The sequence below is a fragment of the Coprococcus comes ATCC 27758 genome (assembly GCF_025149785.1).
GTDB classification, from domain to species: Bacteria; Bacillota; Clostridia; order Lachnospirales; family Lachnospiraceae; genus Allocoprococcus; species Allocoprococcus comes.
This window is the reverse complement of record NZ_CP102277.1, coordinates 742,212-767,901: the sequence shown is the minus strand read 5'-3', so window position 1 is coordinate 767,901 and position 25,690 is coordinate 742,212. Positions and strand designations below refer to the sequence as shown.

General features: G+C 40.0%; 22 protein-coding genes. 3 read left to right on the top strand and 19 right to left on the bottom strand.

Translation table 11 applies throughout. The features are described from left to right. Nucleotides 1-3: 3 nt before the first annotated feature. The 16 genes from priA to NQ556_RS03920 all read right to left on the bottom strand — a co-directional run bounded on the left by priA (nucleotide 4) and on the right by NQ556_RS03920 (nucleotide 18,499). On the bottom strand, nucleotides 4-2,232 hold the full coding sequence (priA, locus tag NQ556_RS03995) for a replication restart helicase PriA (protein WP_008370814.1): 2,229 nt from the start codon (nucleotides 2,230-2,232) through the stop codon (nucleotides 4-6). Beyond that, nucleotides 2,211-3,767 (bottom strand): UDP-N-acetylmuramoyl-L-alanyl-D-glutamate--2,6-diaminopimelate ligase, encoded by a 1,557-nt coding sequence (locus tag NQ556_RS03990; protein WP_008370815.1) that lies wholly within the window; start codon nucleotides 3,765-3,767, stop codon nucleotides 2,211-2,213. The genes priA and NQ556_RS03990 overlap by 22 nt, the downstream gene beginning before the upstream one ends. A gap of 153 nt (nucleotides 3,768-3,920) precedes the next feature. Further along, nucleotides 3,921-5,438: a Mur ligase family protein gene (locus NQ556_RS03985; protein WP_008370817.1), complete on the bottom strand. Its 1,518-nt coding sequence runs from the start codon at nucleotides 5,436-5,438 to the stop codon at nucleotides 3,921-3,923. Nucleotides 5,439-5,471: 33 nt separating this feature from the next. Beyond that, entirely contained in the window at nucleotides 5,472-6,176 is a 705-nt protein-coding gene (cuyB, locus tag NQ556_RS03980; RefSeq protein ID WP_008370818.1) for a cysteate racemase, read from the bottom strand. A 25-nt stretch (nucleotides 6,177-6,201) separates the two neighbouring features. Beyond that, complete coding sequence (locus tag NQ556_RS03975; protein WP_008370820.1) at nucleotides 6,202-7,413, bottom strand: carboxylate--amine ligase; 1,212 nt, start codon at nucleotides 7,411-7,413, stop codon at nucleotides 6,202-6,204. 116 nt (nucleotides 7,414-7,529) lie between these two features. Further along, nucleotides 7,530-8,783: a Y-family DNA polymerase gene (locus NQ556_RS03970; protein WP_055158263.1), complete on the bottom strand. Its 1,254-nt coding sequence runs from the start codon at nucleotides 8,781-8,783 to the stop codon at nucleotides 7,530-7,532. 218 nt (nucleotides 8,784-9,001) lie between these two features. After that, nucleotides 9,002-9,202, bottom strand: coding sequence for a hypothetical protein (locus NQ556_RS03965; protein ID WP_008370826.1), 201 nt, complete (start codon nucleotides 9,200-9,202; stop codon nucleotides 9,002-9,004). Nucleotides 9,203-9,436: 234 nt separating this feature from the next. Continuing rightward, nucleotides 9,437-10,276 carry a tyrosine-type recombinase/integrase gene (locus tag NQ556_RS03960; RefSeq protein ID WP_022220095.1) on the bottom strand — a complete coding sequence of 280 codons (840 nt, stop codon included), beginning with the start codon at nucleotides 10,274-10,276 and terminating at the stop codon, nucleotides 9,437-9,439. A gap of 132 nt (nucleotides 10,277-10,408) precedes the next feature. Continuing rightward, nucleotides 10,409-10,609, bottom strand: a complete 201-nt coding sequence (locus NQ556_RS03955; RefSeq protein ID WP_008370830.1) for a hypothetical protein — start codon at nucleotides 10,607-10,609, stop codon at nucleotides 10,409-10,411. Between the two features lie 23 nt (nucleotides 10,610-10,632). After that, the gene (locus NQ556_RS03950) at nucleotides 10,633-11,538 is read right to left on the bottom strand and encodes a YitT family protein (protein ID WP_008370832.1); all 906 of its coding nucleotides are present in this window, start codon (nucleotides 11,536-11,538) and stop codon (nucleotides 10,633-10,635) included. Continuing rightward, on the bottom strand, nucleotides 11,514-13,547 hold the full coding sequence (locus NQ556_RS03945; protein ID WP_055158243.1) for a beta-galactosidase: 2,034 nt from the start codon (nucleotides 13,545-13,547) through the stop codon (nucleotides 11,514-11,516). Before NQ556_RS03945 ends, NQ556_RS03950 begins: the two co-directional genes overlap by 25 nt. 31 nt (nucleotides 13,548-13,578) lie before the next feature. Then, nucleotides 13,579-14,388 carry a carbohydrate ABC transporter permease gene (locus NQ556_RS03940; protein WP_008370839.1) on the bottom strand — a complete coding sequence of 270 codons (810 nt, stop codon included), beginning with the start codon at nucleotides 14,386-14,388 and terminating at the stop codon, nucleotides 13,579-13,581. Further along, the gene (locus NQ556_RS03935; RefSeq protein ID WP_055158242.1) at nucleotides 14,381-15,274 is read right to left on the bottom strand and encodes a carbohydrate ABC transporter permease; all 894 of its coding nucleotides are present in this window, start codon (nucleotides 15,272-15,274) and stop codon (nucleotides 14,381-14,383) included. The genes NQ556_RS03940 and NQ556_RS03935 overlap by 8 nt, the downstream gene beginning before the upstream one ends. 71 nt (nucleotides 15,275-15,345) lie before the next feature. Next, nucleotides 15,346-16,626: an ABC transporter substrate-binding protein gene (locus NQ556_RS03930; RefSeq protein ID WP_055158240.1), complete on the bottom strand. Its 1,281-nt coding sequence runs from the start codon at nucleotides 16,624-16,626 to the stop codon at nucleotides 15,346-15,348. A 16-nt stretch (nucleotides 16,627-16,642) separates the two neighbouring features. Next, nucleotides 16,643-17,494, bottom strand: a complete 852-nt coding sequence (locus tag NQ556_RS03925) for a PfkB family carbohydrate kinase (protein WP_008370846.1) — start codon at nucleotides 17,492-17,494, stop codon at nucleotides 16,643-16,645. Nucleotides 17,495-17,503: 9 nt separating this feature from the next. Further along, nucleotides 17,504-18,499 carry an SIS domain-containing protein gene (locus NQ556_RS03920; RefSeq protein ID WP_004074321.1) on the bottom strand — a complete coding sequence of 332 codons (996 nt, stop codon included), beginning with the start codon at nucleotides 18,497-18,499 and terminating at the stop codon, nucleotides 17,504-17,506. Nucleotides 18,500-18,814: 315 nt separating this feature from the next. On the opposite strand from NQ556_RS03920, the gene NQ556_RS03915 reads away from it, so the two are divergent. The 3 genes from NQ556_RS03915 to NQ556_RS16645 all read left to right on the top strand — a co-directional run bounded on the left by NQ556_RS03915 (nucleotide 18,815) and on the right by NQ556_RS16645 (nucleotide 20,903). After that, nucleotides 18,815-19,525 (top strand): GntR family transcriptional regulator, encoded by a 711-nt coding sequence (locus NQ556_RS03915; RefSeq protein WP_008370855.1) that lies wholly within the window; start codon nucleotides 18,815-18,817, stop codon nucleotides 19,523-19,525. Continuing rightward, nucleotides 19,522-20,259 (top strand): GntR family transcriptional regulator, encoded by a 738-nt coding sequence (locus NQ556_RS03910; RefSeq protein ID WP_008370857.1) that lies wholly within the window; start codon nucleotides 19,522-19,524, stop codon nucleotides 20,257-20,259. Before NQ556_RS03915 ends, NQ556_RS03910 begins: the two co-directional genes overlap by 4 nt. A 476-nt stretch (nucleotides 20,260-20,735) precedes the next feature. Further along, nucleotides 20,736-20,903 carry a helix-turn-helix domain-containing protein gene (locus NQ556_RS16645; protein ID WP_173685758.1) on the top strand — a complete coding sequence of 56 codons (168 nt, stop codon included), beginning with the start codon at nucleotides 20,736-20,738 and terminating at the stop codon, nucleotides 20,901-20,903. A 78-nt stretch (nucleotides 20,904-20,981) separates the two neighbouring features. Here NQ556_RS16645 and clpB read toward each other — a convergent pair whose 3' ends face one another. The 3 genes from clpB to NQ556_RS03890 all read right to left on the bottom strand — a co-directional run bounded on the left by clpB (nucleotide 20,982) and on the right by NQ556_RS03890 (nucleotide 25,320). Continuing rightward, the gene (gene clpB / locus NQ556_RS03900) at nucleotides 20,982-23,582 is read right to left on the bottom strand and encodes an ATP-dependent chaperone ClpB (RefSeq protein ID WP_008370859.1); all 2,601 of its coding nucleotides are present in this window, start codon (nucleotides 23,580-23,582) and stop codon (nucleotides 20,982-20,984) included. Nucleotides 23,583-23,748: 166 nt separating this feature from the next. Beyond that, nucleotides 23,749-24,783 carry a DnaJ C-terminal domain-containing protein gene (locus NQ556_RS03895; protein WP_022219920.1) on the bottom strand — a complete coding sequence of 345 codons (1,035 nt, stop codon included), beginning with the start codon at nucleotides 24,781-24,783 and terminating at the stop codon, nucleotides 23,749-23,751. Nucleotides 24,784-24,849: 66 nt separating this feature from the next. Continuing rightward, nucleotides 24,850-25,320, bottom strand: coding sequence for an Hsp20/alpha crystallin family protein (locus tag NQ556_RS03890; RefSeq protein ID WP_008370865.1), 471 nt, complete (start codon nucleotides 25,318-25,320; stop codon nucleotides 24,850-24,852). Nucleotides 25,321-25,690 lie beyond the last annotated feature (370 nt).

Here is a 25,690-nt window from a genome sequence, read left to right as displayed (position 1 = left end):
CTTTTAAAATCCACTCATCGGATCAAAATCAAACTGAATCCGCATCTTTGCAAATCCCCGGTTCAATTCAATATATTGTTCCATTTTATCTTTCATTTCTATCAGGATCTCATAGGATTCCTGCTTCAGATACAACACTTTCCGGTACACATCCTTGACCTTTCCGACTGCCGGAGCTGCCGGACCGATCACCTGTACCTTGCGGTTCTTCGTGATCCGCATTGCATATAATTTGAGATAGTGCATTCCTTTTTCCAGAAGTGCTTCATCCTCACAGGCTACCAGTACCGCCATCAGATGCTCTGCCGGCGGATACCCCATCAGTTCCCTGTAATTCATCTCTTCTGTATAAAATGCCTGATAATCCTGACGTGCTGCCGTCTGGATACTATAATGCTCCGGGCTGTAGGTCTGAATCACGACCTCTCCTTTTTTTGCCCCTCTTCCGGCCCTTCCCGCAGCCTGCGTCAGAAGCTCGAATGTCCTCTCTGCTGACCGGAAATCATCCGAGTATAAGGACATATCCGCAGCAAGCACGCCAACCAGGGTCACATTTGGAAAATCATGTCCTTTTACGATCATCTGCGTTCCGACAAGAATATCTGCCTCTTCATTTGCAAATGCAGATAGAATCTTTTCATGTCCTTCTTTGGATCTTGTAGTATCCAGATCCATCCGAAGTACCCTTGCCTGCGGAAATTCCTTTTTTACCAGTTCTTCAATCTGCTGTGTTCCTGCGCGGAAACCTCCGATATGAGGGGAGCCGCAGGACGGGCATTTTTTTGCAACCGTTTCTTCGTAGCCACAGTAGTGGCACACCATTTTCCCATTATTGTGCGCTGCCAGTGAAACATCACAATGAGGACATTTTACTACATATCCGCAGGACCTGCAAGAAAGGAATCCGGCATACCCTCTTCGATTCAGAAACAAAATGATCTGTTCTTTCTTTTTCAGACGGTCTTCCATCAGCTCATGGAGCCTGTCACTTAAAATAGAACGGTTCCCTTTTTGCAGTTCTTCACGCATATCCACCGTGTAGACCTCCGGGAGTTCTGCTTTTGCAGTCCGCCTCTTTAATTCCAGCAACGTATACTCTCCCAGCTCGCACCGGTAAAATGCTTCCATGGAAGGGGTTGCCGATCCCAGTACCACACTTGCCCCTTCCAGGCTTGCGCGTTCGATTGCCGTCTCCCGCGCATGATACCGGGGAACCTGTTCACTTTTATAAGCTGCCTCATGTTCCTCATCGATCACGATCAGCCCAAGACTCGGAAACGGGGTAAAAAGTGCAGATCTTGGACCGATCATCACATCAATCTCTCCTTTTTTCGCCCGCATCATCTGGTCATACCGCTCTCCCGCTGAAAGTCTGGAATTCATGATGGAAACGCGTTCCCCAAATGTCCTGTAAAAGCGCATCACCGTCTGGTAAGTCAATGCGATCTCCGGGATCAGCACGATTGCCTGGCGCTTTTCCTTTACCACCTGCCGGATCATTTCCATATAGACCTCTGTCTTGCCGCTTCCGGTCACACCGTATAAAAGATAGGTCTTTCGGATCCCTTTTTTATAATCGTTTTCAAACGTCCGGATTGCTCTTTCCTGCTCCTCCGTGTAGGTAATAAAATGCCGCTGCTGCTCTTTTTCTTTCACAGGATTACGGTAAATCTTATGATTTTTGATTTCCAGAACCCCCTGCTCTTCAAGCGCTCTCACCACCGTCAGCGTGATATTCAGCTTCTGGCTGATCAGAGAATATTCTACCTCTTCATCATCCAAAAGTGCTGCCATCAGTCTTGCCCGCGCTTTCTGGTTCTTGTGTAGATATTCTTCCAGCTTCTTTTCGCCTGCTTCTCTGGAAATACATCTTTTTAAAATCCGCTGTTCCTTCTGCTGCTCGGTACGCTTGATCGGAAGCACCGTTTTCAATGCCTGGATCATCGTACCTCCATAATATTCTTTCATCCACGCTGCAAGTGCAACCAGCCTTGCCTCAATCGCTACACTTGATGTATCTGTGCGCAGAATATCCTTTATTTTTTCCGCATCATAATCACATGTTTCCGAAAAACCGACAATATACCCCTTCGTTTCCCGGTTCCCCCGTCCAAACGGCACAATGACGCCTGCACCGGTTCGTAAATCTCCTTCCAGTTCTTCCGGTACACGGTACTGAAATACTTTATCCAGTTTTTCATGTGTAATATCTATAATAATGTCTGCGTACATTCTGTCTGTTCCTTTTTCTGTCTCTTTTGTGCAACCAGCCTGACGGCTTTTCGCACCAGTTCCCGGTCATCCATCGGATACCTGACTCCCTGGATCTCCTGGTAATTTTCATGTCCCTTTCCCGCAATCAGAAGGATATCCCCTTGTCTTGCCATTTCCACCGCAAAGAGTACTGCCTCTTCCCGATCCTGGATCATCCGATAGGCACCGGAAGTTTCTTTGATGCCTTCTTCAACGTCTGCCATAATCTTCGCCGGCTCTTCCCATCTCGGATTATCTGAAGTGATGATCGTCAGATTCGCAAGCTCTCCTGCCACTCTTCCCATCCCGCTTCTTCTGCTTCCGGCACGGTTGCCTCCACATCCAAACACCAGTAAAATACGTTCTGGTTCGTAAATTCTCAGCATTTTAAGCACTTTTGCAAGACTCATGGCATTATGCGCGTAATCAATGTAACACAGGATATTTTCTCCTGCATCTACCCGTTCCATCCTGCCTCTTACCACCAGATGCTTTAACACGTCTCCTGCTTCTTCTCTTTCAAATCCAAGACAGCTCACCGTCTGTAAAGCAGCCAGTGCATTGTACACATTAAATTTTCCAGGAAGGGCAAGCTCATATTTTCTATCATCTGCATAAAATACCGTTTTAAGTTCTCCGCCTTCCATCAGAAAACTGATTTTTTCTGCCGTCAGTACATGACTGTTTCTAAATCCTCTTTCCTGCCCTTCTTCTTCCCGACAGGTAAATCCGTATTTCGTGCAACATTTTCTCTGGAACATATAGCTGCACTGTGCATCATCCAGATTCCCTATTCCAATCCTGCACTGTTCAAAAAGACATGATTTGTAATATCGGTATTCCCCAAGACTTGCATGCTCGCCTGGTCCGATGTGATCCTCCCCGAAATTAGTGAATACCGCAATTTCAAACCAAATTCCATCGATCCGATGCTGCTTTATTCCTTGTGAAGATACCTCCATCACCGCATAGTGGCAACCTGCTTCTACCATTTTAGCAAAATACGACTGAATGGTAAAGGCATCCGGGGTCGTATTTTGCGAAGTTACCACTTCATTTCCAAGATGGTGGGCGATCGTACCGATCAGTCCGCATTTTTGGCCAAGACTTTCCAGCATCTCCCGGATCATCACTGCCACCGTACTTTTCCCCTTTGTGCCGGTCACGCCAATCACTTTCAACTTATCAGCAGGACTTCCAAACCAGATCCTGCTGATCCCGGCAAGAGCTTCCCGTGTATCTTTTACCAGAACGACGGCAACATTTTCCGGAAACTTCAGCATCCTTCCCCCAGATACCAGTTTTTCTATCAGAATGCAGGATGCCCCAAGGTTGCAGGCTTCTTCTATATAATCATGTCCATCTGCCCGGCTTCCCTGAATGCAGACAAACAGACTGTCTTCTTCTGCCTTTTGGGAATTACAGGTAATCCCCCGGATTTCCATCTCTTCTTCTAATTCCGGCATTTGGATCACCGCATGCTGAATCCTTTTAAACAGAACCGAAAGCTTCATAAGGCTCCTCTTTTTGGACTCTTTGTTTTCAGAATATGCTGTTTCCCCTCAAACGTCACACCGGATATGAAAATATATAAAATGGGTGGATTTCCTGCTTTCGTTTTCACGCATCCTGTGCGTTTGCAGGAACACCCACCCATCTCTCAGTTTCTATTGATGCTTTTTATCATACTCGGCAAGATATTCTTTAACATACTGTGTATCTGATTTGCAGTCCAGATACTCACAGCCATATTTCTGTCTTGTCTCATTTCCTTTTCCGGTAATCAGGAAAATAGTCTTTCCCTCTGCTTCATCCATCGCTGCTTTGATTGCCTCTCCCCGATCCTCGATCATGGCATACGGACAGTTTTGTGCTTCCACATACTGTGCGATTTCTTTGGAAATCTGCTCTACCGGCTCATATCCCGGATCTTCCGCTGTCAGATAAACCTTTTTCGCATACTGACCAGCTACCGTTCCAAGGTCTCTTCTCCGGATAAATGCTTTCTTTCCTGGGCATCCGAAGATCGATACGATATTATAATCCGGATATTCATCTTTAATTGAAGAGAACAGCTTTTCAAAACTAAGCTTGTTGTGTGCATAATCCACAACAGCGATCAGATTCTTATCTGCACTTCCATAAAGCTCCATACGTCCGCTGGATCTTGCCCTCAAAAGACCGCTGTGCATATACTCCTTCGGGATTTCAAGAAGAATGGATGCCGCAATGACAGCCAGTGCATTTTCCACATTGAAAAGTCCCGGCATCGTCAGACGGAATTCTTCATCAAACAGCTCTGTCTTTACCATAAATACCGTTTCATGTCCGTCTTTCTGGATCTCATAACCATAAACATCCGCTTCCGGATTCTTTGTACTGAACGTCAACACCTTCTCACAGACCTTTGACTCTTTCAGAATACGGTCTGCAAAATCTGCATCCATGTTCACAACTCCGTAACGTGATTTTCCGAAAATTTTCAGTTTAGACGAAAAATAGTCTTCAAAATCCGGATGCTCGATCGGACTGATATGGTCCTCTGAAATATTCAAAAAAATTCCCACATCAAACTGCATGTTATCGACACGATTGTATTTTAACGCCTGTGAAGATACTTCCATCTCGGCAAATGTAATACCACTTTCTACGGCATGGCGCAGATGCTCCTGCAATTCTACCGACTCCGGCGTAGTAATATGGGATTCTTTCTTGATCACTCCGTCATAAATATCGATTGAAGAAAGGACTGCACTTTCCTTTCCACCGGTTGCTTCCATATAATCATCCACGATTGCTTTCATATAGTAAGCGGAAGTGGATTTTCCTTTTGTTCCGCCGATTCCGGTGATCGTCAGTTTCTTCCACGGTGCATTATTGAACTTCTCTGCAAGTGGAGGCATCGCCTTACGGATATCGTCTACCAGAAAATATGGAACATCTTCTTTCGTTTCATATTTTACTTCGCTGACATAAGCAATCGCACCTTTTTCGATCGCTGCATCCAGATACTCAGCCTTAAATGCCGCACCTTTGCAAATAAACAATGTCCCTTCCGTCACCTCTCTGGAATCATAGGTCAGATATCCTACGTTTTTTTCTTCTTCCCCATTTGAATAAAATTCTTTCATCATACGCAGGTTCTGTAACAGATTTGCGTACTCCTGTAATGTGTATTTTTCCATCTGGTATTTATCTCCCTTATATTCTTTCCGGTATCATTCCCGGTACTCTGCGCCGGATCTGATGATGGATTCTCTTACCAGAACATCCATTGCATCCATGCAGTCTGCCGGTACCTGATAATATTCTTTGAATACCGAAATCTCTGTGCATGCAAGAATTACTGCATCACAACCTTTTGCCTTCAGATCATTATAAGCACGGTCAAATTTGTTCTTGTCTCCCGGCTTTCCTTTTTTAATATCATCATAGATCAGCGACATCACATCTTTCTGGCAGGCTTCTCCCGGAACTACCGGTGTGATTCCAAATTTTTCGCAGGCTCGGTGGTAAGTCTTTGCCTGCATCGTTCCATCTGTTCCCATGATCCCGATCTTCTTCACTTTTGGATGAGCCTCTACTACATATCTGACACTCTCCTCTACCATATTGATGATCGGAACACTTGTAGATTTCTGGATATCTTCCAGGAAATAGTGCGAGGTATTGCACGGAATCGCAATATTTTCCACTCCCAGCATCTCCAGATCTCTTGCGTCCTGTGTGATCGCTTTCAGAAACGGAAGCTTATTTCCTGTAAGGATTGCCTGTGTCCTGTCCGGCATTGTCGCATGACTTAAAATGATCATGTTGATATGCTCCTGATCACTCTCCGCCTTTGTCCTCGCGATCACTCTTGCATAATAAAAACTTGTCGCCTCCGGTCCCATTCCGCCGATAACACCTAATTTTTTCAGCATATCATTCTCCCTGTTTCAGCTTCTCTTAGCTGTAATATTTCTTAAAGTTACCAAACTGTCTGAGATGATTCTTCACCATAGCAAGATAACGTCTTGGTTTAAAATCACCTCTCTTAAATACCGGATTGACCATCTTCTTTTCCTTAAGAAGGCGTCTCATCTTCTCACGGTTTGCTTCTTCTTTGATATATTTGAAAGCAACTGCCTTCGGTACTGTCATCCAGAGATGTTCTTCTTTTGCAAGTTCAAGCGGCAGTTCTTTTCCGTAAACATATTCTTCTACTACATATTTTGCAACATTGAATCCAGATCCTGTCACATAATAATTACTTCGTCCCTGGCGGGTGTTGATCTCGAAGAAACGGTATTTTCCATCACGCCTGTCATACTTGATATCAAAGTTGGAGAATCCTACATAGTGCAAATCTTCCAGCAGATTCTTCACCTTCATCATCAGCTCTTCGTTTGGCTCTGTGATGATAACTGCATGATTTCCAAGTCCGTGTGGTGTGTGTTCTTCCAGGAGTACATGTCCCAGACACATCATTTTAACTTTTCCATTCCGGTCAGAATAAGAAGTCAGAACACGCATATATTCATCATTTCCCGGAATCATATCCTGGATAATCAGTTTATCTGTATAACCTGCCCCATAGATATCCCGAATTACTTTTTCCAGTTCTTTTCTGTCCTTGATCGTGTAGATCTTATTCTGGGTTGCAAACGGATGCTCCCAGTAAGAAATACTGTCAGACGGCTTTAAAATTACCGGGTACGGGAAATTCATCTCAAAATCCAGTCCCATGGACTGATCGTAAATAATCGTTCCCGGATAATCTACCCCATGCTTTTCGCACAACTTGTAGAAAGTCTCTTTCTGCTGCAGACTGTTCATCAGATCAAAATCGATATATGGTGCGATAATATTTTTCTCAAGCTCTGCCTTATGCTTACTGATCAGCGCCACATAACTGTCACCACATCCGATGAGCATAATCTTTTTGTCTTTATGCTTTTTTGCAAATCCATTGACTGTCTGAAGAAAATAATCGTCCGTATCAATCTTCGGATTCGGATGATATTCGATGATCTTACTTCCGTAACTCGGTCCTGTTGCAAACTTTCCAAATATATATGTCTTCACCTGATACTGCTCATAAAATGCGCGGGCAACACTGTAAGTATTGATATCTCCACCAAGCAGTACCGGAATAAATTCTCTGTCTTTAAATTCCATTGTTTAAAGAAGCTCCTTTCTATCCCCTTATATTTCTACATATCATCTCATTATACTCCAGGGATTCTTTAGGTGTCAAGGCATGGAAACAGCTCTGAAAGTTTCCCGGGAAATTTTCAGAACTGTTTCTTTTCATATTTCTTCTCTTTTTCTCTCTGCTCCAGAACACTGCCCCGTATCACCGCATCCGCCCCATACTTTCCGCGGATCTCTCCCATTGCCGCACTGAGCTTTTTCAGCTTTTCCATGCTCTTCTTCGGCTTCTCAGATTTCACCTCGAATTGCAGGTCAAACAAGCTTAACTGCTCCGGTTCATCTTCATCCACAAGCTTCGCTGTGCGAACACCAAGCAATCTGATCGGCTCACCGTTCCACAGCTCATCGAACAGACTGCAGGCCGCCTCATAGATCACCTGATCTGCACCAGATGCTCTGCCAAGCTGCTTCTGGTGAGATACATTCTGAAAATCACTGTAGCGTATTTCCACACTAACCATATTGGCTTTCTGCCCTGCTTTCCTTAGTCTCTTTCCCACACTTTCTGCCAGAGAAAATAGAACCTTTTTTGCATCCTCTGCCTTTTCCACATCTTTTGGAAGTGTGGTGGAATTACCGACACCCTTTGCAGCGGTTTCCTCGGATTGCACCTTTGCATCACCGATTCCATTCGCAAATTCCCACAGCGTTCTCCCATGACTTTTCAAATGGAATTCCAGAAGCTTCGGATCTGTCTGCGCAAGCTCACCAATTGTCCGGATTTCCAGCTTTTCCAGAATCGCCACACTGGACTTCCCTGCCATAAAAAGCTCACTCACCGGGAGCGGCCACATTTTTTCCTTGACCTCTTCCGGGAAAAGAGTGTGGACACGGTTTGGCTTTTCAAAGTCTGATGCCATTTTTGCCAGAAGCTTGTTTGTCGAAATTCCCACATTCACGGTAAACCCAAACTTTTCATAAACCCGGGCTTTGATTTCATACGCAGCCTCCACCGGCGAAGAAAAGCGCTGTGCGATTCCGGTAAAATCCATATAGCACTCGTCCACACTGACCTGCTCGATTTCCGGTGTATAGGTTTTCAGGAAATCCATCAGTCTCCGGCTATACTCCCTGTACATCCTGTGATTTGGCGGATCCATGTGAAGATTCGGACACTTGCGGAACGCATTTACCACCGGCTCTCCCGTCCGGATGCCGAATTTCTTTGCCGAAGGAGATTTCGCCAATACGATCCCATGGCGTGATTCTCTGTCACCGCCGATGATCGCGGGGATCGTGCGGATGTCCACATCGGCACCATTTTTCAGTTGTTCTACTGCCGTCCAACTAAGGTAGGCTGAATTGACATCTATATGGAAAATGATGTGTGACATTCCTGCTGTCTCCTCTCTGTAAATAATCGAGCAGGCTGACTCCTGCTCGATTTGTATACTTTGTACACCATCTCGCTTAACAGCCAGGTGATGTACATTCGACAAATGCAGATCCTTGTGCAAGCACAAATCTGCACTTGGCTCATCGTATACACAAAAAATACGGAATATGATATTCATTTTATCATATCCCGCATCCATTTTCATTATTTTATCTTTTATTTATCAAGCTTACCGCCAATTTCACTCCATCCACAGTTAAATACATATTGTGCAAATTCTTCCAGCTGCTTCTCATTATATAAACTTAAATCCATCGTTTTCAGCTTGGATTCTACTATTTTTTTGTTGTATCTCAGATCGGATACATATGAACATTCCACTCTCTTTATCATATCATCAAATATATCTCTTTCCATATGTTCCCTCTTTTCTACATAATGTTAATTATGTTGTAATATAAATCGTCCAAACTCAGTCCAACTATATTCTAGTCTGTATTACAAAGACTGTCAACATTAAAAAACGTCACAAAAATACAAAACAGTCCTTTCACTTTAATTATGTAAAACATTTATTTTTTCTTTTTTATTTTCATATTTTCGAGTCAAAATACCTATATCGAAAACTACAACATAATTAACATTATGTCGTCATTCTACAAGCATTTCTAACATTTCCATGCTCTTTTTCCATTCCATAATTCCATCCGAAGCATAAATCCTTGTCACCTCGATACTGCTGTGTCCCAGAATATCCGCAAGCTGCAACAGATTTCCTGTAACCCTGTAAAAAATTCTTGCAAACATATGTCTGAAATTATGCGGAAATACTTTTTCGGTTTCCACCCCCGCACTTACTGCAAGCTGTTTTAATTCTCTCCATATATTCGACCGGTCTTTTTCATGACCTGATCTCGTTATAAACACATTTCCCTTTTGAATTCTGTTTTTTCTTATATAATACAACAGTCTTTTTCTCAACTGATCCGTTAAAATAACCGGTCTGTATTTTCCTTTATTCCACACCTTCACGATCCCTCTTTGAACACTATCAACTGAAAAATATCTTAGCTCACTGATCCGGATTCCTGTCCCTGCAAGCGTCTCCATAATCATTACAAGCTGTTCCTTTCCCTGCTCTTTTGCTTTCCGCACCAGTTTGATATAATCGGATTTCTGCAGTTCTCTTTCCATCATCTTTGAATTACAGCCCTGTACACGGACTCTGCGGAGCTTCCATTTTCCAAGCCCAACGGCAAGTAAATACTGATTCAGTGCCACAAGCATCGAATTTACACTGCTTACTGCATAATGCTGCACCAGCCACTCCCGGTAAGCAAGCAGAAGTTCCTTATCTATTTCTTCCGCTTCTGCTGCATAGGAATAAAAAGTCGTTACATCTGTCATATATTTCTTCTTTGTTGCCTCCGATGCTTCCCGCTCGATCAAATACTTCATAAAGATTTCTTTTTCAAATTTCATTCCGCTCATAATGTGTCCTCCTAGTTTTTTTTTACTCACATTATTTCACAGATCTGAAATTTTATTAACCAAAAAAGCAGTAGGACAAAAACTTTTTTCATTGTCCTGCTGCTCATATCCGCCTATTTTTCTTAATTGATTTTAATTTGCATGAATCCTATCATAGTAGTACTGGAAATCTGGAAGTGGAATATCCTTCTTTTTAATATTTTTCTGAGGATAAAAAAGTAATTCCACCTCTTTTGGTGGCATCATCTGGAGTTCTTCAATCGGAATTTCTCCCGCGTGATAACGTTCCATAATCAAAGATAATGTTCCGGATCCAATCTTATACCGATCCATGCTGGAGCTTCTTAATTTTTATATTATATTGGCTTGAATCCTTTTCCACGCACTTCATTCGATTCCATTGTAACAAGAAACGCTGATGAATCTACTTTCTTTACAGCTTCTTGAATCGTATACATTTCTTTATTGTTACATGCACACATTAATACTTCTTTTTCACGTCCTGTATAACTTCCTTCTGCCTTAATCAAAGTTGCCCCTCGTTGTGATAGCTCATCAATTTTTGCCGCAATTTGTGGTCCCTTTTCTGTTACAATCAAAGCAAGTTTTCCAGCATCAACGCCATACATTAGCTTATCTACGACAAATGATAGAATATACGTTCCAATTAATCCATAAATAATCTTATCAATGTTTCCATGCATCAGAATTCCACCAATAATTACAATAATAAAATCCATAACAATGATAATTTTTCCTACAGAAATATGTGGCTTTGCCTTGTGTATTGCCATCAAAACAAAATCTGCTCCACCTGTAGAGGTATCTCTCATGTAAATTAATGCATATCCGATTCCTGAGAATACACTCATACAAATACAAGATAACATCATATCACCTTGGTAAATTGGAAACAATGGAACAACCCAGTCCATCAGTATATTAGAAATTAACATTGTCTTTATTGATCTTAAAAAAAATTGTTTTCCCAACAACTTGTAACAAATTAAAATAATTGGAATATTCAAAATTGTCGTCATTGTACCAATTGGAATTTTCCAAAAATAATAAAACACGATTGCAATACCTGATATACCTGCTACCGGAAATCCAGATGCCACTGCAAAATTATAGACTCCAATCGCAATGAAACAACCACCTACAATATCAAGTAAAATATCAATTAAAAATGTCTTTGCCTTTGATTTCAATGTGAATTCCTCCCTATTACGGAATCTTATTTCTTTTGCATCACAATACATTGATATGTTTGCAGTTTTATTGAACCTGTAAGGATTTCATCAGTAATCAAATTTGTATAACATTCATTCAAAACCATCTTCACAGGATGTCTGTTAAAATTCTGAAGAAAATATACATCATCTTTCTGTTCTTTTCCACTTCTTTTTGAAACAGTAACTCCATAAGGTAATGTTTCCGTCAAATTTGCTTCCACATTTGCTTCCTCAATTACATCGCCCAAAAATTCTTTCAAAAATTCCAGATCTGGTTGAACAGCAACATAGTAAGCTTTTCCTTTGCCATACGCATTTTCTGTAATTGCTGGAGTATTTACATTGTAATCTTGCAAGTATGTTCCCAACGGCTTTGCAGTTTGAAGTGTCACAACTTCTCTTAACACACCGGCTTTATATACACCGTCTTTATAGGAGAAAGTATTTGGAAAATATTCATTCCCCACATCAATCTCATCAACTGATAATCCTAGCAATCTCTCATGTGGTCTCTCTCCAATAAAACATAAATCTGTTTCATTTACTACTCCACTCCAATAAGTTGTTACATATATTCCACCTGCTTCCACGTATGCTTCTACTTTATGAATATACTCTTTTTTATGCAAGTACAAGGTCGGAGCAACCACAAGCTGATAATCTAACAACTCTCGATCCATGGAAATTATATCAACTTCAATTCCTTTTTCCCAAAAAACCCGATAATATTTTAAAAGTTCTTCCGTATAATCAAATTTTCTCGATATTGCTTGTGCGTCAGAAAGAGCCCACCAATTTTCCCAATCCATAATAATAGCTACCTTCGCCCTATTACATGTACTTAGTATTTGACTGCTTAGCTTTTCTAGATCTTTGCCAATCCAAGCAACTTCTTGAAAAACTCTATTCTTTTCTGACGCATCATGACCAACAACCGCTCCATGAAACTTTTCACTCGATCCTCTGCTTTTTCTCCATTGAAAATAAAGAACACTATTCGAACCTAACGCAATTGCCTGCATTGAAGATAAGTAATTCATCCCCGGTCTTTTTACATTATTTTCCTCATCCCAATTCACAAGTGATGGTGTTGATTCCATCATCAAAAATGGCTTCTTCTGAAATCCTCTCATCTGGTTATGCATAAAGGCTGCCCACACAGCAATCGGTACTTCATCTTCTTTTGTATGCCAACTCGGATAAGAGTCCCAAGAAATCACATCCAACTCCTTTGCCCATTTATCATAATCCAATGGTGAAAAATACATCATCATGTTTGTTGTAACTGGAAGATCCGAATATGTTTTAACAGCTCGAATCTCTTCTCTACAAAAGTCCTGTAACTGTTCGCTCACAAATCTTTTCCAGTCCAATTTCAAACCGTGTAATTCATCCTCTCCCCTCGGAGAAGGTGAATGAATCTGTTCCCAATCGGTATAAGTATGACTCCAAAACGCACTCCACCATGCATGATTCAATGCATCCAATGTTTTGTATTTTTTTTTCAACCATTTCCGAAATGCTTTTTGACATTCTTCGCAATGACAAGAAGCATCCCTAAAATTTCCTCCGTATTCGTTTGATATATGCCAAAGAATTACTCCTGGATGTTTTCCAAAGCGTTCTGATAATTTCAAATCCAACTTTCTAGTTTTTTCTCTCATAACAGCAGACGTGTAACAAAAATTATGCCTTTTTCCTGGTAAATTCTGTATCCCGTTTTCATCTGTCTGCATTACTTCAGGATATTTTTGAGTCATCCAATTTGGCATTGCACCTGTTGGTGTAGCTAGATTTGTATAGATGCCATTGTCATATAAACGGTTAATAATTTCTTCTAAATAGTCAAACTGATATTTTCCTTCTTCTGGCTCTAAAAATGCCCACGAAAATATTCCTAGTGAAACATTATTTACATGCGCTAATTTCATTAACCGGATATCCTCTTCAAGAATATCCGGTCTATCTAACCATTGTTCAGGATTATAATCTCCACCATGCAGAAGACCTGGCATATTTATTTTTTTATATTCCATTTCTAATCCCTTTCTTTATAGATATCATTTATTATTTTACAGCTCCAGTAATACCTTCTGCAAAACTCTTCTGTAAAATAAAGAATACTAAGGCGGTAGGCAATGTACATATTAAGACTGCCAACATAAGCATTCCATAGTCTGTTACATATCCCTCTGTCAGATTTGCTACAACCATTGGCATTGTCATGCTCTCGGATTGTGTCATGATTACTTTCGGCCACATATAACTATTCCAAGCATTCATAAATGTAATAGTCATAGCCGCTGCATATGTTGATTTCATTGTAGGAATAAACATCTGAAAGAAGATTCTAATTTCCGAAAGTCCATCTAATCTGGCAGCTTCAATAATATCACGAGGAAATGATCTTGCACTCTGCCGAAACATCATGATTAAAAATGGGGTTGATATCGTTGGTAAAATGAATCCCAACGTACTATTTAACATTTTCATTTTTGCAACCATCTGAAACAATGGGACCAATATCGTAATAAATGGAACCATCATCGCAAGAAGAATCACACCCATCACGGCATCTTTTGCTTTATCATGATAAATTTCAAATCCATATCCTGCCAAGGAACATATCACCATCGAAACTATTGTAAGTAATATTGCATATTTAAATGAATTGACCAATGCAGCCCATACATCTTGATTTGCCAGCAGATTTTTCAAGTTTTCTCCCAAATGAGAGCCAAACGATAATACACCTTTTGATACATCCACACTTTTGTTTGTGGATGCACTTACCATCCAGTACAAAGGAAATACTGAAATAAAAGTAACCAAAATCAAGAATGCATACATTCCTATATTTTTCATTTTTTTAATCACGTTTATCACCCACCCTCATTTGTATAAATGCTAATACTGCAACCAACAGTAATATAAAGAAGGACATCGCTGCTGCATATCCAAAATTCGGCACATACTTAAAACATAAATTATATATGTAATGTGACATAGAGATCGAAGCATTCGCAGGACCTCCATCGGTCAAGTTAATTGATTCATCAAATAACTGTAATGTTCCATTTGTTGACATTATTGCTGTCAACAAGATAGTTGGTTTTAATAATGGAACAGTAATCTTAAAAAATGTCTGTATTGCTGATGCTCCATCAATTTTTGCAGCTTCGTATACTGAATATTCAATGTTTTGCAATCCAGAAAGGAAAAATACCATATTATATCCTGTCCATCTCCACAAAAGAGCCAATATGATAACTATTTTTGCCGCAAATGGTTGTGTCAAAAAATTATATGGTTTATCCAAAATTCCCAAATTCACTAGAACATAATTTACTAATCCATCATTTGCAAACAAAGACCGAAAAATAATTGAGTACGCAACCAATGAAGTTGTACACGGCAAAAAAATCATTGTTCGGAAAAATCCTTTAAACCGTAAGTCTTTTTTATTTAGAATACAAGCTAACACCATCGCTACTACAAGCATAATGGGCACTTGAAGAATGAAATAAAAAAATGTGTTTTTTATTGACTGAATAAATACATCATCTTGAAACATTCTGATGTAATTTGTAAATCCAGCCATCTGCATATTTCTACCTTTCCCCGTCTGAAAAGATAAAACTAACGCTTTAATCATTGGCCAAAAACTAAACACCGCAATCAAAAATGTTGCTGGTGCCAAAAAAGCCCATCCTGTTAAATTATGCTTTTTTTCCAACGTCATTTTTCTTGGTTTGTTAGACACAAAAACTCCTCCTCTCTATCCATAAGGGAGATGGTTCTACATTCCATCCCCTTGTATGATAGGAACCTTTCTTACTGTCCCATATTAAAATTAACAGTATCTTCCGCTTTTTTAAGCTCTTTCTTTAAATCTGCACCATTTGTAATATTTGTTGTCGCAACAGAGATTGCGTCTCTTGCTTCATGGAAATATGGTCCCGTAATAATAGAAGGAACTTTTGTTGAATAGTCAACTATTTTTTCAAACACTGCATCACCAGAGAAAAATTCATTCGGTACTGCATATGCATCAGAATCTCCTGCTGGTGTCCATGTAGCAATTGCTCCACAAGAGAGAATATTATTATATAACTCTGTACTTCCAGCAAATGTAGATGCAAGAAAATCTTCTGCTAACTCTACGTTTCCACAATTCCCTGAGATTGCCCAGGAAGAACCTCCAATATTTGAATAGTTTGTGGCACCCTTTACATTTGTAAGTTTTGGAATATTTGTAATAGCCCATTTTCCTGACTGATCCTCAGCTGTCTGAATTGTTCCCATAATCCAACACCCATTAATCACACCTGCAACTTCACTGTTCAACATTGAGCCAGTGTATTCATCCCAGTTATTTACTTCCTGTAACACACCTGAATCTTTCATTTTACAATATGTATCAATTACCTTCTTCAAAGTGTCATTTTTTGCAATATTCGTTGTTCCATCTTCATTAAACAAAGATGCTCCTGCAGACTGTAACATCATCGTAAGCAAATCACATTCGCCTGCTGTCGTTGTCAATAATGGTTTTCCTGTTTTTTCCAGTACTACTTTGCCTTTTTCAACCCACTCATCCCAGGTAATATCTGTAAAATCTTCTAAAGTCATTCCAGCTTCTTGCAAAATATCTGTACGATAACAAGCAATTGCTGCTCCGTTGTCAAAAGGCACTCCATAGTGTTTTCCATCTACAACAGAAAAATCTGTTTTACCAGGAGCAAATTCTGAAAAATCAATTTTCTTTTCAGAAATTTCTTTAAATACATCTGGATAAGATAATACATTTTTTTGGAATGCCTGGTCTTGCAGCAAAAAAATATCTGGCAATGTGCTTAGATCTCCTGATGTACCAGCCGTAGTAAGTCTAGACTGTACATCTACATCTCCAACTTCGACAATATCAATTTTCACATCTTGATGATCTTCTTGATAAATTTTTGCAGCTTCTTCCATTGCAAAAATATTAAATGTTTTGTCCCAACACCATACTGTAATTGTATTATCGTCTTTTTTGTCCCCTGAACCTCCGCATGCTGCAATACCCATTGCCATCGTAGCTATCAATAAAATTGCCACTATTTTTTTTCTCATTCGTTATATTCTCCTTCTACCATGCCCCTTGATACCCTATTGTTACCGCACTATTCTGAGCTCCTGCTTCCATCGAATCTTGAACATTCAATCCATTCAAAATCCCATATAAAAATCCGGCAATAAAACTGTCGCCTGCACCCATTGTATCAACAACTTTACACTCTATGATTCCAAATCGATACCAAGAATTTCCATCATACCCAATGCTTCCATTTTTCCCCAATGTTGCAATAATGACTTTAGGTCCTTTTTGTTGCATTGCTTTCATGAATTCCTTTAATTGTTCCGTACAATTTTCTTTTTCTTTTAAGCCCATGCTATGATATTTCTGTCTAAACTCATTGCGTGATTCCTCGTCAAAAGAGAAGAATGCATATGTCACATATGGAATCGCTTTCTCAACAATTGGATTTGCAAATTTATTGGCAAAATCAAATGCAACTGGAATTTCTTTCGAAATAAGTGGAAGCTCATCTTCAATCATTCCCCAAATTCCTGTAACCGCTAAATCATGTTTCTTTATAAAGGAAATGTCTTGTTCTCTTAGCTTAAAGTCTGCCAAAACACCTTCTTCATATTTTCCAAACACTCTATCTCCATCTACAATGTCAACATGTGTAACTGCGGTTTTTCCATCCAGCACTTGAACATGAGAAGTATCGACTCCTTTATTTTGAATTGCACTTATCATGATTTTTCCGAATGAATCAGTTCCAACAGCACCTGTATAAGAACTTTCTCCACCTAATCGTTTTATGTATACAGCAACATTCACTGGGTTTCCCCCTGGATAAGATTCATTCAATGAATCATAATAATCAATACAATTATCTCCTATTGCTGCTACTCTTATCTTTCTGTCCATTTTGCCACCTTAATAGTCCAGACATCTGTAATATCTTCTGATTTCCATAGGATGACAATTGACTTTTTCCATATGTACATCAATTCTCTGTGTTACCGCATGCATCACTAAATGTGATATATATCCTCTGTACTCTGGACTAATTCCTTTTAATTCAAATTTCTTGGTATCAATAATATTGTATTTTCCACAAATGCGTGGCAAGAAGTTTGCAACGCGCTCGCTCAATGATCTCTGAGAATCTTCCCCAATAAATACTGTAACTGGTGTATCTTTGTCAATTATTTCTAACATTCCATGGAAAAATTCTGCACTGTGGATAGATTTTGTACGAATCCAATGCTGTTCTTCCCAATAACACATTGCATAAGAATATGTGGCACCATACTGGTTCCCAGCCCCAACAAAATAATGAATTTTGTCATCCTTATGACGATTTGCAAATTCTTCTCCGAAAGCATCTGCTTCCTTTTCAACTTCCACAAGTGCAGTTGCCAAATACTGATCCAACTCCTTGTATAAATCCTCATATTCTGGAAATTCTCCTGCATTGTACATAAATCTATCTGCTACCATATAAAATTTCAATTGTTCATTGGCAGGATATGTAATCACATAGTCTACAAGTTTTGCAAGTTCTGCAGTAGCAACATCAATAAAACCAATCACCCTTGCTCCACTCTTCTGTGCTTTTTTTACTCCATCTACGATTTCAGAAGTTGTTCCTGTAACAGACGAAATAATTACAATAGTTCCTTCTCCAACTTTTTTATTTCCAGTTGTCAAATACTCTGCTGCGTTTTCAACAAAAAATGAAAGTTTTGATTTTTCTTTCATATGAACCTCTGCCTGGAGGCAAGATGCATATGTTCCACCGATACCGAGCCAACAAATATTCTTGTATCCTTCTTTACAAATTCCATCAATCAATTCATTAATTTGATTTCTCAGAGCAAGCGCTCCATTCACACTTTCAATCTGTTTCTGTTCATTAAATTTCAACATAGTGTTTTCCCTTTCCCTTCTTTTGTATTGGTGACTATTTTTAAATTTAATATACCACTTTTTTTATTTTTTTCAATATTTCACGCAAAGAATATTGAATATTGTTGTATTTTTATAAATATAAATGCTTTTTTTTATACACAATGCATATATTTCTTTTATTCTGGTATGAAACGCATTTCAAGTTTACTATACCAGTTTTTATATTTATTTTTTATTTATTCATTTCTTTTTTCCTTTCTATTTGCTTTTTAAGAACTGACAACGTATAATTTGATTATAATTTACAAGTAAATTATAATATTAGGAGTTCTTATGAAAAAAAATTTATTAACTTTAGATGTTGCATTATCAAAAGAAATCAAATACATGCTAAAGGAAGAACACTATCTTCCAGGTGACAAACTGCCTTCGGAACGAAAGCTGGCAGAGCTGTTTCATGTACAACGCTTAACTGTTCGTGGAGCCTTGAATCTGTTACTTCAAGATAAAACAATTATCTCAAAACCACGAAGTGGTTATTACGTAGCGCCTAAACGCATTTTACAATCCATTCGTAATTTTTCCTTACATTCAGAGGAAGATAGCGAACAATTAACTTACGAATTATATGATTTCAAAAAAATAGAAGCAGATAACTATCTTGCAAGCGAAATGTTACTTCCTGAAAAATCGAAAATATACAAAATTGTTTGGCTTTATTCAGATGGTACTCAACTAATTTGTATCAATACAACTTATATTCCTGAATATATCTATCCAGATCTCACCCAACAAATTGCTGCTTCTGCTCCTGCAATTGATTTGATTACAAACAATTGTCAAATAACCTTGGCAAAATCGAATCAAAAAGTCACCTTACTTTACGCAGACACAAAGACTGCTCAAATTTTAAATATTCCTGTTGGTAGCCCTTTAATGAAATACAAAGGGCTCATGTATGATAAACAAGGACATCTTGCAGTCTTTTTTGAAAATAATATGCTAATTGATCGTTTTGGTTTTATCAGGGAGGTAGTTTTATGAGCAATGATGATGTATTAGCCGCACAAATAAAATCTAGTATCATTACAAAAATTAAAACACAGGAATATCTTCCTGGGGAGTTGCTTCCTAGCGAACGGGATTTTGCAACAATGTATAGTGTAAGTCGGTATTTGATTCATGACATCTTTGACGAATTAATTAGCCAACATTACTTAATTCGCGTTCACGGAAAGGGAACTTTTGTCCGCAAGCCCGAACAAAATCGAGTTGCTTTAGGAGTACTAAATGAATCAAAAAATGCCAGCTTTACCTCTTTAGTTCGTAACTTTGGTATTGAAATTTCCAATAAATGCTTAGGCACAGGTATAATCAAAAACAGAAAATACTTTGCAGATAAACTTGGACTTTCTGAAGAAGATGAAATATACGGTATTCATCGAATTCGTCTTGGAAACAAGGAACCTCTTGCAATTGAGTTTACCTATGTTCCTCTTCACTTTTTTTCAGATATCGATAATTACAATTTTGAGCACATATCGCTTTATGATTATATGAAATCCAAAAATCATTTGCCTGTAAAATTTAATGAGACAATGATGATGGTAGAAGCTGGCGAAAAACTTCAAAAGCACCTTCATCTTCCAAGTGCCACCTCTATCGTCAACTATATTGAATTCATAGGATACGATGAAAATGGTAATTTAGTTGAATATACAGAAAGTTATTCACGCCCTGATAAACTTGAAGTGCGCTTTGTCACAAATGATATCTAAATTCACTTTAATTTTACCATTTAGTATGTGTATGCACCATAAACAAAACAAGATAGAATATACACAAAATAATACTTTTGTTAGGGGCGGGGAAAATTGACCACCTAAAGTCGCTTAGAATTAACCATTTTTAGTCGGATAGAAAAGCTTTTCCTTGAAATTTTCTTCACGCTTGTCATCGAATACAGCAGAAGCATTGTTTAGGGTGTCTTAATTTATGAGACCATTATAGTACTCAATATAACAAAAATAAGGACAGCTTTTTAGAACCTCATTAGTTCAAAAAAACTGTCCTTATTTTACATCCTATCGTTTTTTATCTTTTATGTTTTCTTTTCTGTATTTGTGCGGTATCATTCCGTAACGTTTCTTAAATTGTCTGAAAAAATAGCTTTGATTCTCATACCCGACAATCCAGGGCTATTTCTTCAATCGAAAGCTTTGTATCGCGATTATGTGATTGAAGAAGCCATTTTATTCTCCGGTGTAAGCCCGAGGAGGGACGGCGTCTGCTTCAGTTCACGAATAAACCGATCAGTACAATCAGCACTTTTTTGTGTTTTTCAGGCAAGAACCACTTTCAGACTGCCTTCAAAAAACAGTTTGGTATAACTCCAAACGAATACAGGCGCAAGCGGTTATAAACCGTCCTGCGCCTGATGATGTCACCATGATCGGATTCGATGATCTGCCGATTGCAGATTCTTTATATGTCACATTTCTTATACTTCTCTTAAGTGCTGCTTGATCCTTGCAGTAAGTTTTCCATCCACATTATCGATCAGGATCGTATCTCCGCTGCCAACATTTCCTTCCAGAATCAGTTTAGCTGCCTCGGTTTCAACATTCTTCTGAAGATATCTCTTCAATGGTCTTGCACCATAGGTCGGATCATATCCGCCTTCCACTACAAGCTGTTTGGCTGCTTCGGTAAGCTCGATCCTCAGTTCTTTATCTGCAAGCCGTTTATTGATATCATTGACAAGCAGGCTGATGATAGAGTAGACATTATCTTTCGTCAGCGGACGGAACATAATCGTCTCATCCAGACGGTTCAGAAATTCCGGTCTGAAATGTGCTCTCAGATCATTCATGACCATCTCCTCTGCCTCTGGTTTGATATCGCCATTTTCATCGATACCATCCAGCAGATAAGAAGATCCGATGTTCGATGTCATGATCAGGATCGTATTCTTGAAATCAACGGTACGTCCCTGCGAGTCCGTGATACGTCCGTCATCCAGTACCTGCAGAAGTACGTTAAATACATCCGGATGTGCTTTTTCTACTTCATCGAAAAGCACTACGGAATACGGTTTTCTGCGAACGGCTTCCGTAAGCTGACCGCCCTCATCATATCCGACATATCCCGGAGGCGCTCCGATCAGACGGGACACAGAATATTTCTCCATGTACTCACTCATATCGATACGCACCATATTGTTCTCATCATCAAACAGATTCTCGGCAAGTGCTTTTGCAAGCTCTGTCTTACCTACACCTGTAGGTCCAAGAAAGAGGAAGGAACCAATCGGCTTAGTCGGATCTTTGATTCCTGCTTTGGAACGGATGATTGCATCGGTTACTTTCGTAACGCCTTCGTCCTGTCCGATGACACGTTTGTGAAGTTCATCTGCAAGGTGCAGTGTCTTGCTTCTCTCGCTTTCGTTTAATTTTGCAACCGGAATACCAGTCCAGCGGGAAATGATCTTAGCAATCTCATCATCGGTAACACTTTCATGAACCAGTGACAGATCTTCATCTTTTACCTTTGCTTCCTCTTCTTCCAGCTGTTTCTGCAACTGTGGAAGACGTCCGTACTGAAGCTCTGCTGCCTTGTTCAGATCATAGCTCCTCTGAGCTGCTTCGATTTCACGGTTCAGCTGTTCAATCTGCTCACGGATCTTCTGTACATGTTCAACAGAATGTTTTTCGTTATCCCACTGTGCTTTCTGCTTTGCGAATTTTTCCCGTTCTTCGGCAAGTTCTTCCTGCAGTTTCTGCAGTCTTTCCTTGCTCAGTCGGTCATCCTCTTTCTTCAAAGCAGCTTCTTCAATCTCCAGCTGCATGATCTTACGGTTCAGTTCATCCAACTCTGTCGGCATAGAATCCAGCTCTGTCTTAATGGATGCACATGCTTCATCAACCAGGTCGATTGCCTTATCCGGAAGGAAACGGTCTGAAATATAACGGTTACTCAAAGTAACCGCCGCAACCAGTGCGCTGTCTGTGATCTTGACACCATGGAATACTTCATAACGCTCTTTCAATCCACGAAGGATAGAAATGGCATCCTCAACTGAAGGCTCATCCACCATAACCGGCTGGAAACGACGTTCCAGAGCGGCATCCTTTTCGATATACTGGCGATACTCATCCAGAGTTGTCGCACCAATACAATGCAGCTCACCACGGGCAAGCATTGGTTTTAACATATTTCCGGCGTCCATTGCACCGTCTGACTTTCCGGCACCTACAATGGTATGCAGCTCATCGATAAACAGGATGATGTTTCCATCACTGTTCTTGACTTCTTCCAGAACTGCTTTCAGACGCTCTTCAAATTCACCACGATACTTGGCACCTGCAACCAGTGCTCCCATATCCAGTGCAAATACTTTTTTATCTTTCAAAGCTTCCGGTACATCACCACGCACAATACGCTGTGCCAGACCTTCTACTGCTGCTGTCTTACCTACACCAGGTTCACCGATCAGAACCGGGTTGTTCTTTGTCTTACGTGACAGGATACGGATCACATTCCGGATCTCTGCATCACGTCCGATGACCGGATCCAGCTTCTGCTCCCTGGCTTTTTCTACCAGATCTTCCCCGTATTTGTTCAAGGTATCATAAGTAGCTTCCGGATTATCACTGGTTACTCGCTGATTACCTCTTACCGAAGAAAGTACCTGAAGGAAACTTTCCCTTGTGATTCCAAGTTCCTTCATCATACCTTTGATCTCACGGTTCGCATATTTCAGAAGTGCGAGGAACAGATGCTCAACCGATACATATTCATCACCCATCTGCTTTGCCTCATCCTCGCCATGGATCAGCACATTATTCAGATTCTGACCAATATACATCTGACCGCCCTGTACCTTCGGACGCTTCCGTAAAAGCTCTTCCACACGGTTCATCATCGTCTCTTTTGTAATGCCCATCTTCTCAATCAGCTTGAGAATCAGGCTGTCATCTATTGTAAGCAAAGAATACAGAAGATGTTCCTGTTCAATTTCCTGGTTGCCATAATCTGCCGCAATCTTTTCAAGGTTCTGTACTGCTGCCATAGAACTTTGTGTAAATTTATTGATATTCATAACATGAGTCCCTCCTTTGCCTTGCTATCTTTGTTCTACTCGAACTATAGCACTTGTTATTAGCACTGTCAATAGTCGAGTGCTAAATCTATATAAATTTTTACTTCCCTGTCAAATCATCGAACTCATTTTATGAGTCCCATCTATATGAAACGCCCCGGATCCTTTATCTTCCTCCGGCAGCGGCTTTCTTATATTCCATCAGTTTCTGTCTTGCTTCTGCATTTAAATGTCTCGGAACCTGAATTTGTACCGTTACATACTGATCACCATGGACATTTGCATCCTTCATGGAAACGATTCCTTTTCCTCTTAAACGAATCTTGCTTCCTGACTGTGTTCCTTCTTTGATCTTACACATCACATCACCATACAGGGTATGCACCCTTGCTTCTCCACCAAACACAGCAGTTGTATAAGGAATGCTGACCGTTGTATAAACATCCATACCTTTTCGTTCATATCCGGCTTTCGGCTGAACAGTTACTTTCAGAAGAAGATCTCCTGCCCCGCCTTTTCCGGTTCCCGGCATTCCTTTTCCACGAAGTCTTATGCTCTTTCCGCTGTCAATTCCTGCCGGAATATGCACCTCAAGTGTCTGCGCCTTTCCGCTCTGATCCTGCAGAGTAATTCTTTTATCACATCCAAATGCTGCCTCATCAAATGTAACAGATACACTGGCATTCAGATCCTGTCCTTTCTGATCAAAGCCTGCTGACCCGTGGTTACCAAATCCTCCGAAGCCACCAAATCCGGATCCATCGTCATAGAAACTGCTTCTGTGAAACCCATGACCTCCGAAACCATCTGTGCTTTTACTGCTGCTTCCATGGAATATATCTTTAAACATATCTCCGAAAATATCATCTGCATTTCCTGTAAAATGATACTCCTGATATCCTCCAGGACCACTTTTGAATCCCTGGAAACCATTTCCAAATCCACTGCCCTGATAGCTTCCTCCTGCAGACTGGTCAAATGCAGCGTGTCCGAACTGATCGTACATCTTCTTCTTTTCCGGATCACTCAGTACCGAATAAGCTTCTGTTACTTCTTTGAATTTCTTTTCTGCATCCGGATTTCCGGCATTGGTATCCGGATGATACTTCTTCGCCAGCTTCCGGTAAGCTTTTTTGATTGTCTTCTCATCTGCATTCTTTGCTACTCCGAGCACCTCGTAGTAATCCCGCTTTGCTGCCATGTTCTGTCACCTCCTGCCTGTAAAACACCCCGGAGATTGCTCTCCGGGGGAAATTTATCTTCTATATTAACCTTCAATTGTGATATATTTCTTCTCTTCTACCGCTGGTTTTGCTTCTTTTTTCGGAACAAAAAGTTTCAGAATACCATGTTTAAATTCTGCTTTGATATCTTCTTCTGTGATATCTTCACCAACATAGTAACTTCTCTGACATGCTCCTGCGTAACGTTCACGGCGGATATACCTGCCGGTTTCTTTCTCCTGTTCATCCTGATCAAGACCTTTCGCTGCACTGACTGTCAGATAACCATCTTTCAATTCTGCAGTAACTTCATCTTTCTTGAACCCTGGAAGATCAATCTCAAGTTCATATCCATCTTTCATTTCCTTGATATCTGTCTTCATCAGATTATTCGCATGATGTCCATAGAGCTTCTTTTCTGCTCTGTTCTCTGCTTTATCTGCATATCCGTAAAACGGAAATCCAAACCAATCATCATCAAATAAATTATTATTAAAAATACTAGGCATTAACATAAGTCCTGTCTCCTTTCAAACACTCATAATACGTTCGGAACACTTTCTGGCGAACCTTTCTTTTCGTTCCCCTTCCTTTGTTCTATCTGTACTATAGCACGCGTTATTAGCACTGTCAATAGGTGAGTGCTAATTATTTTGTGAAGATTTTGTGAACGAACTTGCAAAGGCGTCTATTTTTGCTATTTTATAGGGCGACAGCCCGGCAACGAGGAAATTCTTTCCCGAGCTGTGCATGGCGTATCTCTCAGCTTCCCAGGGATTTTTCACTTGCTTTCGCACTCGATTTTCTTGATTTGACCACATTTTTACGACAAATCTTCGGAAAAATATATTCGTCTGATTTTCTTACTACACTTCTCCAGCAATA